Genomic DNA, 13098 nt, shown 5'->3' on the forward strand with positions numbered 1-13098 from the left:
AGAATGACCCAGCAGGTACAGATAAGAAAATATTCCGGTGAACTTGAGGAATTCGATATCAAAAAGCTCATCAAATCATTGCGCCGTTCAAAGGCTGACGAAACGCTTGTTCAAGAAATTGCCAATGAAATTAGGGACAGGGTATCCCATGGCATGACCACCAAAGAAATATACCGAAGTGCCTTTAGGATGCTAAAGAGCAAGGCCCGTGTGAGCGCTTCGCGGTATAAACTAAAAAAAGCCCTTATGGAACTCGGGCCTTCGGGTTATCCCTTTGAAAAATTTGTTGGGGCCCTATTGAGTCAAGAAGGTTTTGATACAAAAGTCGGGGTAATCGTTCAAGGCAATTGTGTACAGCATGAAGTGGATGTGATAGCTGAAAAAGACAACAAGCATTATATGATTGAATGTAAATACCATAGTGATCAGGGCCGGTTTTGCAATGTGAAAATCCCGCTCTATATCCATTCAAGATTTTTGGATGTGGAAAAACAATGGGAAAAACAGCAAGGCCATAAAACCAAGTTTCATCAAGGGGGTGTTTATACCAATACCCGCTTTACCACCGATGCCATACAATATGGTACCTGTGTTGGGCTGATGCTTACAAGTTGGGATTATCCGAAAGGGAACGGTCTGAAAGAACGCATAGACAGATCCGGCCTACATCCCTTAACCTCTTTAACAACATTGACAAAGGCCGAGAAATCCAAATTATTGGATAAGGGCATTGTGCTCTGCAAGGACATTAGCGAAAACCCATCATTTTTGGGGCAAATAGGTATCGCCAAGCAACGACAAAAAAAAATTCTCGAAGATTCAGAAGAATTATGCACAGCACATTAAACCAATAAACATTGATCAATCCTAAAAAGAAAACAGATGAGAACAGAAACATTACAAAAACAGAACAGTATAGACCTAGAGCCATTTTACCAAGCAATGGAAGATGATCCAAGCTTACTTGAAGAGGCCTTCGAAACATTACTGGAGATGGTAAACTCCGAACCCAAATCCACCAAGAAACTAGCCCTTCTCATCAAAGAGGATTTTCATGATCTCTACAAAGAAATAGCGGAGTTATGCCAACCGGACCAAGATAAAGGGAACACACCTTCCTGCTGTGGGGGACACTAAACGGGTACTATAAATGAAAAACAACAAAATAAACATTCACTTTTTAGGAGCTGCTGGAACCGTTACCGGTTCAAAATATCTCTTGGATACCGGCGAACGCAAAATCTTGATTGATTGTGGTCTTTTTCAAGGGCTAAAAGAACTACGTCTAAAAAACTGGGAGTATCCACCCGTTGAAGTCTCGGAAATTGATGCGGTCTTGCTTACGCATGGGCACATGGACCATACAGGCTATCTGCCCAGATTGGTCAAACAGGGTTTTAAGGGGCCCATTTATGGAACGTACCCCACCCTGGACATTGCCAAAATCATATTGAACGATAGTGCCAAGATTCAAGAACAGGAAGCCGAACGGGCCAATAAGGAAGGTTATTCCAAACACAGCCCCGCCGAACCACTTTATGACTTAAAGGATGTTGAAAAAACCGTTCCCTTTTTTAAGGGAGTACCCCCCGGCCAATGGCTGCCCTTAATGAAAAACATAAAGGCTAGATTTCAGTACAACGGCCATATCCTAGGTGCTACCTACATTGAATTGGATGTTCTCGGAAAACGTTTTGTTTTTTCAGGGGATATCGGCAGAACCAACGATTTATTGCTATATCCACCGCTAAAACCAAAAAAGGCGGATGTTCTTTTTATAGAATCGACCTATGGCGGCAGGTTTCATCCCGAAGAGGCGGAGGCACTTCCCGAAATTGAAAAATTGGTCAACAAAACCATTGAAAGGGGCGGAAGCCTTTTCATACCAAGTTTTTCCGTAGAGCGTGCCCAATTGATGATGCTGATATTTTGGAGGTTGTTAAAACAAAATAAAATTCCCAAAGTACAGATGATTATGGACAGCCCGATGGGGGCCAACGTACTGGAACTGTTCCATCGAACTAGAGACTGGCATAGGTTGGAAGATGCTGAGTGTGACGAAATATGTTCGCACTTTACGGTCGTAAGCAGTTATCGGGAAACAATGGAATTGAGAAGCGATGATACACCTAAAATCGTCATCGCTGGAAGCGGAATGCTCACGGGAGGTAGAATGCTTAATTACTTGGAAACCCAGGCGCAAAAACCAAAAAACACCTTGCTTTTTGTTGGGTATCAAGCAGAAGGTACTCGGGGACGGAAATTGTTGGACGGCGACAGGGAATTGAGAGTGTACGGAAAAACAGTATCCTTTCAAATGGAGGTGGCAGAAATAGAAGGGCTTTCGGCGCATGCCGACCATGCCGAACTATTGGATTGGCTAAGCAAGGTCGAACAGAAACCGGAAAGGATATTTATTGTTCACGGAGAGAAGGAAGGTGCGGAGGCATTGCAAAAAGGCATTAAGGAAACTTATGATTGGGATTCTGAAATTCCCAAATTATATAGCATTGAATCCGTAGAAACTTTTCAAAACAGTTAATGGACTAGATTATAGGAATACTATTGGTGGCATCACCAACACTATTAAAAATAAAATAACGAAAAGGTTATGGAAGAAAAATCGAGTACTTTAAAATATAAACACTTGGGCATTTATACACAGAACGAACATGTGGTTTATATGCGGGAAGATTGCCATGTCTGTGTTTCCGAAGGTTTTGAAGCATTAACCAGAATCCGGGTATCCAATTTCAATACTTCCATCGTTGCCAGTCTTAATGTAATAACGTCGGATGTGCTGCTAGCCGGAGAGATAGGCTTATCGGAAGCGGCGGCGAAAAAATTAAAAGTGTCCGGAAATGAAACACTAAGGGTGTCGCACTTGGAACCTATAGATTCGTTAAGCCATGTAAGGGCCAAAATCTACAATCAAAAACTAGCTTATACGGCCTTCGAAGAAATCATTACAGATATTGTTGAAGGAGATTACTCCAACATTCATCTTTCGGCTTTTATTACGGCCTGTGCCGGAAATAGATTGGATGTCAATGAAATCTCGAATCTCACACAAGCCATGATAGCTTCTGGAAAACAATTGGATTGGAACAAAAAAATCGTAGTCGATAAACATTGTATCGGTGGCTTGCCAGGAAACCGAACAACACCCATCGTTGTAGCCATTGTTGCAGCCTACGGGCTTACCATGCCCAAAACATCATCGAGAGCCATTACTTCCCCGGCAGGAACAGCCGATACCATGGAGGTATTGACCAATGTTACCCTTTCTTTGGAAGAAATCAAAGCAGTTGTTGAAAAAGAAGGCGGATGTTTTGTTTGGGGGGGTACCGCCCAATTAAGTCCGGCAGATGATATGCTCATCAAAATTGAAAAAGCCTTGGATATTGATAGCGAAGGGCAGTTGATTGCATCGGTTCTTTCCAAAAAAGCGGCAGCAGGTTCTACCCATGTGGTCATTGATATTCCTGTCGGCGAAACGGCCAAGGTTCGTACCAATGACGCTGCCATGAAGCTTAAGGAACATCTCGAAGTCGTGGGCAAAGCTGTTGGCCTTACTACAAGAGTAGTTATTACAGATGGCACACAGCCTGTCGGCAGAGGTATTGGTCCAGCCCTTGAAGCAATGGACATCCTTAGTGTACTCAAGAATGAAGTTGATGCACCGAAAGACCTAAGAGAAAGGGCAGTTCTGTTGGCGGGCGAGCTGTTAGAGCTTTCTGGCGAAATCGAATCGGGAAAAGGAAAGCAAACCGCCAGAGGGCTATTGGAATCAGGTAAGGCATATAACAAATTTCTCGCTATCTGTAAAGCCCAAGGTAATTTTAAACAACCTCTCCTAAAACCTTATAAATTCGAAATAAAAGCCAAAAAAACAGGTGTTTTACGGCGTATTGACAATAGAAAGATTGCAAAACTCGCCAAACTTTCAGGTGCGCCCCAATCAAAATCTGCCGGTATTTTACTGAACGTTCATTTGAACGATGAAATAGAAAAAGGCCAGTTGCTGTATACGCTCTTTGCAGAATCGCAAGGTGAGTTGAATTATGCCTTGGAATATTATGAGAACCATGACGATATTATAACAATAGAATAAAAAAAGGACAAATGAAAACTATATTATTCAGTCTTCTGGGAAACCAAGAACTCACGGAATTATTGGCAGAGAAAATGAAAGCGGAAATCGGGGAATGTACCATACGCAAATTTCCGGATGGGGAATCCTACACGCGTATCCTTTCCGATGTAAAAGACAAATGTGTAATCATGGTCTGCACCTTGCACGAACCCGATGAAAAACTATTGCCATTGTATTTTTTAAGCCACACCGCAAAATCTTTGGGCGCGATGTGCACATGCTTGGTGGCTCCCTATTTGGCCTATATGCGGCAAGACAAGGTTTTTCATAAGGGCGAAGGGGTTACTTCTGGGTTTTTCGGAAAATTGATTTCTGGTTTTGCAGATAGCATCACGACCATTGACCCGCATCTACATAGAATACATTCGTTGGGCGAGGTATACAACATTCCGAACAGGGTCATTCATGCAGCGGACGAAATCTCCAAATACATCAAGGAGAACATTCATAATCCGGTACTTATCGGGCCCGATTCCGAAAGTGAGCAATGGGTTTCCGATGTGGCAAAAAAAGCGGGAGTACCCTTCACGGTGTTACAAAAGGTCCGCCATGGCGACCGTGATGTTGAAGTTTCCGTTCCCGATGTAGATAAATATAAGGAAGCGACGCCAGTTTTAGTAGACGACATCATTTCTACGGCCCGGACCATGATAGAAACTACGGAGCATTTGAAAAGTGCGGGAATGAAACCTGCAATATGCATTGGCATTCATGCCGTATTTTCAGGAAATGCCTATCAAGATTTGTGGGACGCTTATGTGGAGGACATCATTACCTGCAACACGATTCCACACCAGTCAAATAAAATTGATTTGAGCGATGTGATCGCCAAGGAAGTAAAAGAGTTGATGCACCACATATGAAAATAGGATTGCACTTAATAGTATACGTTTTTATGATTTTTTCCGCATACCCACAAGATAAAATGTTGATTGGACAATTGTCCGATAGATTGGTGGTACGGGAAAATTTTGATAAAAATGGAGACTTTCTGAACAAGCAAACTTTTAAAGCCGGAAAGCTAAAAGAAGCCAATGGTTACTATGAAATTGTTGTCACAACCGAGCTTTTTGATGAAAAAGGCACCCCGACCGATAAATATACCACCACTTACCGATGCAAACCGGATGAATCCAGTATTATAGTAATGGCCTTCCCTTTTTCAAAGCCAAAATCCAAGGAAACCGAAATCAATACAGTGTCCAAAAATTTCAAGGAACTCTATGACCTTGGGAACTTAGAGAATGTTGAACTCGAAATGAGCTTTGATTCGGGATTGTTGAACTTCTTTGGTTCCAACAGTAAGATTAAAATTTATGACCGCGTGTTGGAATCTAACGGAAATGGGAAAACAATCAAATCCAAAATCAATATTAAGGCCTATGCCATTGGTATACGAATTAAACAATTGGACTATGTTGCAAGTGAAAAACTTACAAGTGAGAACTTGTTATCATTCCAGAAATTTACCGAGAAAGACGGCAGCTATTTTACGATGACATACAAACAATAAATTATGAGAAACTATGACACCCTATCAGAAGCAATTAATGACTTACAGATCAGGGGATATACCTATGATTTCAATTTGGCCCCCGACTGTATAAAATGTGCTTCATTGGAATTGGAAATCCATCCCGAAGAATTTGATGTGGATGAAACCCATCGTTTTGAAGGTATGAGCAGTACGGACGATAACAGTGTTCTTTATGCCATTTCATCAAAAGATGGTATAAAGGGGCTTTTGGTAGATGCCTATGGGGTCTATGCTGAAAATATCTCGGAAGCAATGCGAAAAAAATTACGATAACCCTTAAATAGAATACTATGGACAATCACGAAGAGCAAAAGAACAAAAAAATGGACCATTCTAAAATGAATCACGACAAAGATGACCATTCAAAAATGGATCACTCGAAAATGGAAGACCCAAAATCGGACGACCATAGCAAGATGGATCATAGTAAAATGGATCACGGTTCTGGCGACCATTCAGGTCATAATCCAGGTCACGGTCAAATGGGTCACGACCATCACAAAATGATGATTGCCGATTTTCGAAAACGGTTTTGGGTAACGCTCGTGCTAACCATTCCCATATTGTTCTTCTCGCCAATGATACAGGAGTTTTTCGGATATGAATTTCTCTTACCAGGAAACCCATATATCCTATTTGCACTATCTACCATCGTCTATTTCTATGGAGGTTGGCCTTTCTTAAAAGGTTTTTGGTCAGAGGTCAAAAAGGGTGCACCTGGAATGATGACCCTAATTTCCATGGCCATAAGCGTTGCCTACTTTTATAGTACTGCCACAGTATTCGGACTAAGAGGTGAAGATTTTTTCTGGGAACTTTCAACACTGATCGCAATTATGCTTTTAGGCCATTGGATAGAAATGAAAAGTGTGCTAGGTGCATCAAAAGCCTTACAGCTATTAGTAAGTATGATGCCCGCCGAAGCCCACAGGGTAAAGGGTGATACTATAGAAGATATTCCCTTGGAAGATTTGTTAAAAGACGATGTGATTTTAGTAAAGCCAGGTGAAAAAGTTCCTGCTGATGGGATTATAGTAGATGGTTCGAGTTACTTAAATGAATCAATGCTTACAGGGGAATCCAAGCCAGTGAAAAAAGATGAGAACGACAAAGTAATTGGAGGCTCAGTAAACGGCAATAGCACCTTAAAGGTTAAGGTAGAACATACCGGAAAGGACAGTTATCTCAACAAAGTAATCACAATGGTTGAGGAAGCGCAAAAGACCAAATCTAAAATGCAGAACCTTTCCGATAGGGCGGCAAAATGGTTGACATACATAGCCCTGGCAATTGGTTTTGGCACATTGGCAGTTTGGTTGATTTTAGGCTTCCCTTTTGTATATGCCTTGGAGAGAATGGTAACGGTTATGGTTATCGCTTGCCCACACGCATTAGGACTTGCCATTCCGTTAGTTGTCGCTATATCTACCGCAGTATCCGCCCAAAATGGCTTACTGATAAGAAATCGAACGGCTTTTGAAGAATCCCGAAAAATATCAGCTTTGTTGTTTGATAAAACCGGAACATTGACCAAAGGTGATTTTGGTGTCACAAGAGTTGAATCGGTTAAACAAGAATATTCAACAGAAGAAATCTTAAGGCTTTCAAGTGCCTTGGAACAGAGCTCGGAACATCCTATTGCAGTTGGAATCATAAAAAAGGTCAAAGAAGATAATATTACAATCCCGAAACCAAAAAACTTTAATGCCATTACTGGTAAAGGTGTAGAGGCCAATGTGGAAGGTAAGCAAGTGAAAGTAGTAAGTCCGGGTTATTTAAGGGATGAAAAAATTGCAATTCCTGAAGATGCCTATAGCGATGCCGCTGAAACGGTGGTTTTTGTTCTAATCGATGGAAAATTGGTCGGTTATATTGCCTTAGCGGATGAGATTAGACCGGAATCCGCTGAAGCCATCAAAATTTTCAAAAAGAACAACATCAAAGTCTTGATGGCCACCGGGGACAATGAAAAAACCGCCAAGGCTGTTAGCGATAAATTAGGGTTGGATGGCTATTATGCCGAGGTACTACCCCATCAAAAAGTGGAAATCGTAAAAGAGTTGGAAAGCAAAGGAGAGTTTGTGGCCATGACGGGCGATGGGGTCAATGACGCACCTGCATTGGCACAAGCCAACGTTGGAATAGCTGTGGGCTCCGGCACCGATGTCGCTGCGGAGACTGCCGACATTATTCTAGTAAACAGTAACCCACAGGATATTGCCAATTTGATTTTGTTCGGCAAGGCCACCTACAACAAGATGATCCAGAACTTGATATGGGCCACCGGCTATAACGTGGTCGCCATCCCATTGGCAGCAGGTGTTTTGTACTCATCAGGCTTTGTACTGGGTCCCGCAGTTGGTGCCGTGTTTATGAGTTTGAGCACCATTATTGTAGCCATTAACGCCCAATTGTTGAAAAGAAAAATTGGGAAAAAGTAATGAATAGAAAGGACAAACTTAACAGGATATTTTTAGTGCTGTTAAGTTTATTTGTGGTAATGCTCGGGTACGGTATTTTATTGCCTACCCTGCCCTATTACACGGAAAGACTGGCTCTAAAAGACAATCTGGATACGGACCTTATCAACTTCCATATCGGAATGTTAACCAGTATTTATCCATTGTTCCAGCTCTTGTTCGTTATCGTCTGGGGCAAGCTTTCCGATAAATACGGCCGTAAACCTATAATACTATTGGGGCTTGTAGGTTTTGTCGTGATGAACTTGCTAACGGGTCTTGCCACTTCCCTGTCGATGCTATATATAGCCCGTATCATAGGGGGCATCTTTACGTCTGCGGTTATTCCTGTCAGTAATGCTTATTTAAGTGATATCACTTCAGAAAAGCGAAGGACCAAAATAATGGCCTGGTCTGGGGTCGCTATCAGTTCCGGTGTGATATTTGGCCCTGTTCTGGGGGGATTTCTGTCGCAAACGAACCTACACTATACATACTCTTTTGGAGTGTTCCACTTAGACCGTTTTTCGGTTCCCTTTATTTTGGCAGCTCTTTTGGGCTTTGTGGTATTGCTGATAATCATAAAATGGCTGAAGAATACCGAAATAAAAAATCGTATTGCTTCTGAGGCAGTCAAATTCAGTTTTTCCCTGAGTAACTATTTTATCATTTTGTTGCTCTTGTCCTTTGTGATGCAGTTCGTGGTTACCTTGTTTGAGACCGTGTTTTCAATTTATGGGAAGGATGAGTTGGCCTTTACAACCAATCAGGTGGGTATTGGTTTTATGCTTTGTGGTTCCGTTATGGCAGTTTTACAGCCTGTATTTGCGACCTATGGAGAAAAAATGCTGACCTCGAAACAGCAAATAACATTGGGGTTATTGATTTCCGGTGTTTCGCTAGTTGTCTTCCCTTTTGTGAGCGGTGAACTATACATTTATGTTACTATAATAATTTTCGCAGCAGGGGGAGCCATGGTAACACCAAACCTGCTTTCGGCAGTTTCTTTGATTTCCAAGGAAAACACGGGAAGGAATATATCCATTCAAAGTTCCACGAATAGTATCGGTCAAATTTTGGGTCCGGTATTGGGGACTTGGCTAATAGCGGGAGGGTTTTATTATCCTTTTATTATTGCCGGTACAACCATTTTGGGTGCTATGGGACTGGTTTATTTTTTGAATCGACCAAATAAAGGGATTGACAGGCCATTATTGGCCGACCAGCATAAAAAAGGGTAGCGATGGACCATCGATATGCACTTAGAAAACGTAGTAAAACAGCACTTCAAAATGCTGTTGACAATTCGAAATATGTTGAATTGGTCCGTTCGGGAGAAGACTATTTTTTAAGGCTGGAAATGTTAATCGATAGGGCAGAAAAAGAAATCCATTTACAGACCTACATTTTTGAAAACGATGACACGGGAAACCGTATAGCCTCCTGTTTAAAGAAAGCCGCTCAACGAAAAGTAAAGGTATATGTCTTATTGGATGCCTATGGTAGCGCTGCATTACCCGATAGTTTTGCCCAGGATTTGGTACAGCATGGTATTTTACTTCGTTTTTTTTCGCCTTTATTCTCCTTGAACAATTTTTATATCGGCAGGCGGATGCATCATAAAATTGCGGTCGCCGATGAAAAAATAGCGTTGATAGGCGGAATCAATATTGCCAATAAATACCACGGAACCACAGGTTCGGAACCTTGGTTGGACTATGCCGTTCAGTTGAATTGCCCGGCAGCTGAAAATCTTCAAAAACTGTGTAGCGACTATTTTTTCAAAAAAGGAAGCTCAAAAAAAATACCACCCGTGTTACATTCGGCAGGTAGGGCACTCGTGGGAATTTTACAGAACGACTGGCTACAGCAAAAAACGGAAGTCTGTGATGCCTACACGAACGCCTTCATTCATGCCGAAAAGGAAATAGTTATCATAGGCTCGTATTTTTTGCCTGGAAGCAGAATAGCAAAGGCATTGAAAAAGGCCTGTAAAAGAGGAATAAAAACAACGGTGATCTTAGCGGGCATTAGCGATGTGCCTTTGGTACGTAGGGCTACCGAACATTTGTACTCCTCTTTTCTAGACCACCATATGAGAATCTATGAGTGGAACAAATCCGTGGTACACGGTAAAGCTGCGGTAGTAGATAATAAATGGTCTACCATAGGCTCATTTAACTTGAACAGTCTTAGTTGTTATGGCAGTATTGAAATGAACGTAGAAGTTCACTCGGTCAATTTTGCCAAAATTCTTCGGGCCGACTTTGAAATGGTTATAAGCCAGTGTAGCGAAATTACAAAGGGGAGTCTAAGACAAAGAGCCGGTATATTCAATAAGTTGGGTAATTGGATTTCTTACCAAATGGTACGCACAGCCATGCTTTTTCTAACCTTTCTTCCGCATTTAAGGTTTTTGAAAAATTATAGGTTATAATATGTTGGCAAGTGGTTAAATGGTTTCGCCTCTTTATCTGTCTGTACGGACAAGGCGATAAATCATGAGGCACAACAACTTAAAAAAGGAAATATATAATCGATGATGGAATACAAGTGGAAACTACACTTTGAAAAACACATAAGCAATCAGTAATATTCAAAAACAATAGCAATGACAGATTTAACAACTAGTGCGATTGAGCGCGTCCTCAGAAACAATTACCTCGGCCACTTGGCCTATCTATGGCAAGGGAAGCCTTATTTGATTCCCATCACCTATTATTTTGATCCTGCCGACAATACGATCATTAGCTATACCTCGGATGGCCATAAAATCAATGCGATGCGAAATAACAACTCGGTTACCGTACAGGTAGAAGAAATACAATCGATGTTCAATTGGGAATCGGCCATGGTGCACGGCACATTCGAAGAACTTGAGGGCAATATTGCCAAACAAAAGTTACACCTTTTTACCGAAGGCGTGAAGAGCATTATCCGTAGAAAAGAACGGAGAGAGGTTGAGTTTATCAATGAATTTTCGAGCAAATTATACGAAAGGGGAAATCCGATTGTCTATCAGGTCAAAATACTTGAGATTTCAGGAAAACGACGGGAAACGTAAAGGCAACATCGCTAATTGGATAGACTTTTTTGGCCTTGACAACCCAATAGGTCTAAATTCCAATGCGAGAATCTTATTTGTATTTTGAAATTATATAGTGAATGGCCATTTAAAACAACTTGGAACCTATCTAACTATAGTTCTGTAAAATAGATGTACTAAATGTTAGGATAAGATGTAACTTTATATCAATCAAGTAATGCCAAAACAAACAATTTACATAGTGTCACTTTCCTTGTTGGTTATGTGGTCTTGCAAAAAAGACGACCAAAGTTCACAACAAGTCAACCTTTTGTTTACCGAAAATAATTTAGCAGGAGATTGGAAAAGGATTGCAGAATTTAGAGGGCAACCAAATGATTCATTGGGCATATTGGAGCCCTTGGAAGATTTGTTTGCCCAATTCGAAAATTGCCGAAAAGATGATATTCTCAGATATGTTAAGGGTAACGAGCAAGAAGATAACCGCTATTTCTGGGGAATCGGGGCAATTGCCTGTCATAGCCAGATATCAAAAACTTTCACTGAAATTGGCACTTGGTCTCTCGAAGAATCAGGAAAACTGAGCCATGTTAATTCTAATACAAGTGAATACCATATTGTAATTCAATTAAATGCCCAACAATTACTTGTCAGAAGTGAATCGGATAAAAACGAAAATGGCGAGACTACGTTCGAATTTACGGAGTATGAACGCATAAGATAGCTTTTATAAAAATATCCAATTGATATTACCTGCCATAAAGGGATATAGAATTGTCCTTGAAATTGGCGATGAAAAGCCTTCCCTTGTCAAAGTGAATATCTGTTGGATAGAAAATGCCTTCCTTTAATATTTGCAGCAACTTTCCTTGATAATCAAAAATTAATATCCGGTTATTTTCTTGGTCGGTGATAGCTAATTCATTAGTGCTCAAAGTAATGCCAGAGGCCACGTTTATTTTTTCATTTTGGCCGATCGTAACAATATGATTGCCTTCAAAATCAAAGACCTGAACCCGATGGTTGTACGCATCGGCCACGAATACCTTACCATCCTTTAGTTTTACATCTATTGGATAATACAATTGGCCCTCATTATGGCCTTGCTTTCCAATAGTATAGCTATAATTTGGTGTCTGAACGATGATACGATGGTTATAGAAATCGGCTACCAGAATGGTATCCCCATATACAGAAACACCCGCCGGGGCCTGTGGCCGTTTGTTGATTTTCAACGGACTGGTTTTACCTTTTTTATATTGCCAGATGGTGTCGGTCAAGAATTCGGGTATGTAAAGTGTTTCCTTATCCATATGGATGTTCATCGGCCGTTGTATCCTCGTGATGGAATCCAACACCTTTCCATTCAGGTCGATTTTATACAAGCGGAAATAATCCGGATCTGAAAACCAAATGGCCTCCTCGTCCTTGGCCAAAGCCAAGGGGCGGGCTTCTTTGGGAAGTATAATTTTCCGTTCGAACTGCCATTGTTCTTTCGTTCTTTCACAACCGGATGTGAGAAGAACCAAAGCAAAAACCGAAAAAATGAATAACTTTCTAAAGTTCATACCAGTAGTTTAAAATCATAAGAGCAAGAATCAGCAAGGTAAATGTCCACATAAACCAAGTATTGATGGTACGTTTACTTTTGTCGTTTTGGCAGGATTCCCCTCCACTACATTTTTTTGAACTTTTAAAATTCTTAAAATGGGCAAACCCAAGGGCTCCGACCGAAAATGTGGTCAGAAAGGGTTGGGCAGGATGTACCCATTCAAAACTTCCGCCCAAGAAACCCAATCCCGCGCCGACCGATAGCAGAGCAGGCAAAAAACAGCACATCAAGGGAAGAAGGGCGGCAACCAAGCTGCTTCCCAATACCATTTTGGAAATAGTCTTCATA

The 13098-nt window shown here is 41.2% G+C and carries 14 protein-coding genes; 12 read left to right on the forward strand and 2 right to left on the reverse strand.

Annotated features, from left to right (window positions below):
• Positions 1-3 precede the first annotated feature (3 nt).
• From J4E06_RS09590 to J4E06_RS09645, 12 genes are all read left to right on the forward strand, one after another.
• Positions 4-846: an ATP cone domain-containing protein gene (locus J4E06_RS09590; protein WP_067035885.1), complete on the forward strand. Its 843-nt coding sequence runs from the start codon at positions 4-6 to the stop codon at positions 844-846.
• A 36-nt stretch (positions 847-882) separates the two neighbouring features.
• Positions 883-1137 carry a hypothetical protein gene (locus J4E06_RS09595; protein WP_067035882.1) on the forward strand — a complete coding sequence of 85 codons (255 nt, stop codon included), beginning with the start codon at positions 883-885 and terminating at the stop codon, positions 1135-1137.
• Positions 1138-1150: 13 nt separating this feature from the next.
• A complete protein-coding gene (locus J4E06_RS09600; protein WP_067035879.1) occupies positions 1151-2542 on the forward strand; it encodes an MBL fold metallo-hydrolase RNA specificity domain-containing protein in 1392 nt (463 codons plus the stop codon).
• A gap of 69 nt (positions 2543-2611) precedes the next feature.
• Positions 2612-4114 carry a thymidine phosphorylase family protein gene (locus J4E06_RS09605; RefSeq protein WP_067035877.1) on the forward strand — a complete coding sequence of 501 codons (1503 nt, stop codon included), beginning with the start codon at positions 2612-2614 and terminating at the stop codon, positions 4112-4114.
• Positions 4115-4125: 11 nt separating this feature from the next.
• Complete coding sequence (locus tag J4E06_RS09610) at positions 4126-5019, forward strand: ribose-phosphate pyrophosphokinase (protein WP_067035874.1); 894 nt, start codon at positions 4126-4128, stop codon at positions 5017-5019.
• A 32-nt stretch (positions 5020-5051) separates the two neighbouring features.
• Positions 5052-5669, forward strand: coding sequence for a hypothetical protein (locus J4E06_RS09615; RefSeq protein WP_237685876.1), 618 nt, complete (start codon positions 5052-5054; stop codon positions 5667-5669).
• Positions 5670-5672: 3 nt separating this feature from the next.
• Positions 5673-5966 (forward strand): phosphoribosylpyrophosphate synthetase, encoded by a 294-nt coding sequence (locus tag J4E06_RS09620; RefSeq protein ID WP_067035869.1) that lies wholly within the window; start codon positions 5673-5675, stop codon positions 5964-5966.
• A gap of 17 nt (positions 5967-5983) precedes the next feature.
• A complete protein-coding gene (locus J4E06_RS09625) occupies positions 5984-8134 on the forward strand; it encodes a copper-translocating P-type ATPase (protein ID WP_176712428.1) in 2151 nt (716 codons plus the stop codon).
• A complete protein-coding gene (locus J4E06_RS09630; RefSeq protein WP_067035866.1) occupies positions 8134-9393 on the forward strand; it encodes an MFS transporter in 1260 nt (419 codons plus the stop codon). The genes J4E06_RS09625 and J4E06_RS09630 overlap by 1 nt, the downstream gene beginning before the upstream one ends.
• A 2-nt stretch (positions 9394-9395) precedes the next feature.
• Positions 9396-10589, forward strand: a complete 1194-nt coding sequence (locus tag J4E06_RS09635; protein WP_067035864.1) for a phospholipase D-like domain-containing protein — start codon at positions 9396-9398, stop codon at positions 10587-10589.
• Positions 10590-10763: 174 nt separating this feature from the next.
• Positions 10764-11216 (forward strand): pyridoxamine 5'-phosphate oxidase family protein, encoded by a 453-nt coding sequence (locus J4E06_RS09640; protein WP_067035861.1) that lies wholly within the window; start codon positions 10764-10766, stop codon positions 11214-11216.
• 199 nt (positions 11217-11415) lie between these two features.
• Positions 11416-11922 carry a hypothetical protein gene (locus J4E06_RS09645; protein WP_116183710.1) on the forward strand — a complete coding sequence of 169 codons (507 nt, stop codon included), beginning with the start codon at positions 11416-11418 and terminating at the stop codon, positions 11920-11922.
• A 25-nt stretch (positions 11923-11947) separates the two neighbouring features.
• On the opposite strand, the gene J4E06_RS09650 is transcribed toward J4E06_RS09645, so the two are convergent.
• Both J4E06_RS09650 and J4E06_RS09655 read right to left on the reverse strand, forming a co-directional pair.
• On the reverse strand, positions 11948-12766 hold the full coding sequence (locus J4E06_RS09650) for an NHL repeat-containing protein (protein WP_067028995.1): 819 nt from the start codon (positions 12764-12766) through the stop codon (positions 11948-11950).
• Positions 12756-13097: a mercuric transporter MerT family protein gene (locus tag J4E06_RS09655; protein ID WP_166247886.1), complete on the reverse strand. Its 342-nt coding sequence runs from the start codon at positions 13095-13097 to the stop codon at positions 12756-12758. Before J4E06_RS09655 ends, J4E06_RS09650 begins: the two co-directional genes overlap by 11 nt.
• Position 13098: the final 1 nt, after the last annotated feature.

Origin of the sequence: Allomuricauda sp. NFXS6 (assembly GCF_040148835.1) — a bacterium.
Classification (GTDB): Bacteria; Bacteroidota; Bacteroidia; order Flavobacteriales; family Flavobacteriaceae; genus Flagellimonas.